The organism is Deinococcus arboris, from assembly GCF_009755355.1.
Classification (GTDB): domain Bacteria; phylum Deinococcota; class Deinococci; order Deinococcales; family Deinococcaceae; genus Deinococcus; species Deinococcus betulae.
Window position 1 is genome coordinate 1 of sequence record NZ_WQLB01000076.1, and the last position, 2,437, is coordinate 2,437.

At 62.2% G+C, this 2,437-nt stretch carries 2 protein-coding genes; both read right to left on the reverse strand.

Features of this window, described 5'->3' with window-relative positions; genetic code table 11:
- A partial coding sequence (locus GO986_RS22370) for an aminoglycoside phosphotransferase family protein (RefSeq protein WP_157461738.1) occupies positions 1-565 on the reverse strand: 565 nt, incomplete at its 3' end.
- Between the two features lie 327 nt (positions 566-892).
- Positions 893-2,086, reverse strand: a complete 1,194-nt coding sequence (locus GO986_RS22375) for an MFS transporter (RefSeq protein WP_157461739.1) — start codon at positions 2,084-2,086, stop codon at positions 893-895.
- Positions 2,087-2,437 lie beyond the last annotated feature (351 nt).

Here is a 2,437-nt window from a genome sequence, read left to right on the forward strand (position 1 = left end):
TAGTCGGGCAAGTGTCGCGACGCCAGCTGAAGAAAGTGATCGCGACGTTCGCCCGTAAGCCTTGATTCATCCCACTCAGCGGCGGCGAGCGCCCGAAGCACCTGGTAGAACGACAGTACGGCATCGTGGTCTGAAGAGAGGGTGGAATAGCCCTCCAAACCCCCTGGAACACCTTCGGTTCGTGAACGGCAAGAACCGCGAGGTCCATCAGCCCGTCCCCCGCACGCAGGTCTTCGACATCGATCAGCGCCACCTCTCCCGCTAGCGTGACGATCAGGTGCTCCGGTTTGCCGTCGAACAGGATCAGCTGGTGACCGCGAGCGCGCAGCAGCGGCTCGACCCTCTGCCAGAAGCGACTCAAGTGCCCCCCCACGGCCTCGGGTGCGGTACCCGAGGCCTGCCAGTACGCCAGCGCGTGTCGCAGCCACCCCAGCATCCACTCGGCCCAGGTCTGGTCCTGCGGTGGGGGGCGGCCTCCAGGCTGGGCATGGATCCGGGCCAGCAGGGCACCGACCTTCCGCTGGGCCTGCACGGGCGTGGACGAGCTGAGCGCCTCACCCTCCACTCAGGGCAGCCCAGCCACGCTGGGTCACCGGACGGCTCGGCCGTGGGGGGATGACTGGGAACGCCACAGGTCCGCAAGTACACGCGCGCCTGTGCCTCGCGGGTGAGTCCGTCACCATCCGTGTCCACTTTGACGACGAAGGCCCCTCGGGCAGACGCCACTCGGACCACTGTGCGGTCGCTCCGGTTGACCAACACGGCGTGTCCGGACGCTGGTGTATTCAGAGCAGCCGCAGCGATCTGCACGGCAATCGCGGCACCCTGACCATAGGGTTGTCCATCTTCCACCTTGCCATCCCAACCTGGGGTTTCGAAAGGCGTCCTTAAATCACACACGGACGTCTGCCTGCGCCCGCGACGCATTGATCTGCCGTACATGCCACCCCCAGGCGCCAAGGGCCAGCAGGCAGCACACTGGAACGCCCAGCAGACTGACGGGCAACCCGAACTGACGGGTCAACCAGGCGAACAGCAACCCTGAAACAGGCAACGCACCGGTAATAAAGAGCCGGATGTTGGCGTTGACGCGGCCCTGCAACCGCTCCGGAATGGTCTGCTGCCGGTATGCAATCGTGATGACGTTGCTGGCCGACATCGCAAACGTCAACACACAAAAACCCAGCACCCGCATTGACGTCCAGGGCAACACCAGCAGAAGGCTGGCCACCAGGGACACCACCTGCCACAACAGGACTCGCTCGGTGAGCGGCCGCCCAGGCAGGATTCTGTGGGTGAAGCGGCTCCCCAACAAACCAGCCACCCCGGCCGCCGCGACCAGAGCCCCCACGGTGTTGGCGTGAAGCGACTCAACGTCCGCGAAGAACGTCACCATCATGCTGGTGAGCACCCCCACCCCCAGATTCGCCAGGGACATCGTCAACGCCAGCGCCTTCATTTCAGCGGACTGCTTGAAGTACTGGAATCCTTCTTTCAGGGACGTCCAGACACTTGAGGCACCTTGAGCCGTCACCTGAGACGCAGGGACGATGAGGGACACACCCACAGCGGACAGCAGGAACGTCAGGGCATCAAGGTACAGGGCCATCCGAGCGCCCAGCAGCCCCAGCAGCACCCCGCCCACCAATGGACCGAGGAGCTTGGCAGTGTCCGACGCGGACGTGAATACCCCAATAGCCCGCTCCAGGTCCTCTGCAGGCACCAAGCGAGGAATGAGCTTGTAGTAGTTCAGCAGACCGGCCAGCACTGATCCGATACCGGACAACGTCAGCAGCAACAACCCCAAGGCCGGGTGATGCAGCGCCCACGGAAGGAGCCCGATGAACACCGCCTGAACTACCTGCGCCCAGAAGTACACGGTGCGCGTCTCAAAGCGGTCAGCCAGTTCCCCCAGAAACGGGGCAATCAGGTACGGGAGCGCCCTGAATGACAAGGCCGCAAGGGCCAGACCCGCATCACCAGTGGACTGCAGGTACAGAAACGGCAACGCCAGGGTCAACAATGTATCGCCAAACTTTGAAATGGCGTTGAGAGCAACCAGCAGGGTAAACGAAGGAGAATTCATATGTTCGCTCTTTGTTTCATGTGAGACTCGGCACTTGAGACTATACGTCGACGTCCCGGAAGAGCTTACTCAGTGCCCTAGCTGAATTTTGGGAACATCAGATCAAGCTGCGTACGGCTGCCCAGACCGGACAAGGCGGAAGCCTCAGTACCCGACAGTTTCCCGAGGGGCTTGAAAAAGTTCGGCTGACACGCGAGAACAGAACGCGTCTCCAGACGTCCTTGCTAAGCTCACCCTCTGCTTCACCGCGCACTTCCCAGAGTTCCGCAAGAACCAAGTCGAGTTGCTTTCCCTCATGGTCCTCGCACGCCTCAGGGGCAAGGGGTTGTGGCAAGTTGTTGAAGTAGGGTG

Coding starts and splice junctions, on each gene's coding strand:
- GO986_RS22375 (WP_157461739.1), bottom strand. CDS start 2,086: ATGAATTCTCCTTCGTTTACCCTGCTGGTTGCTCTCAACGCCATTTCA.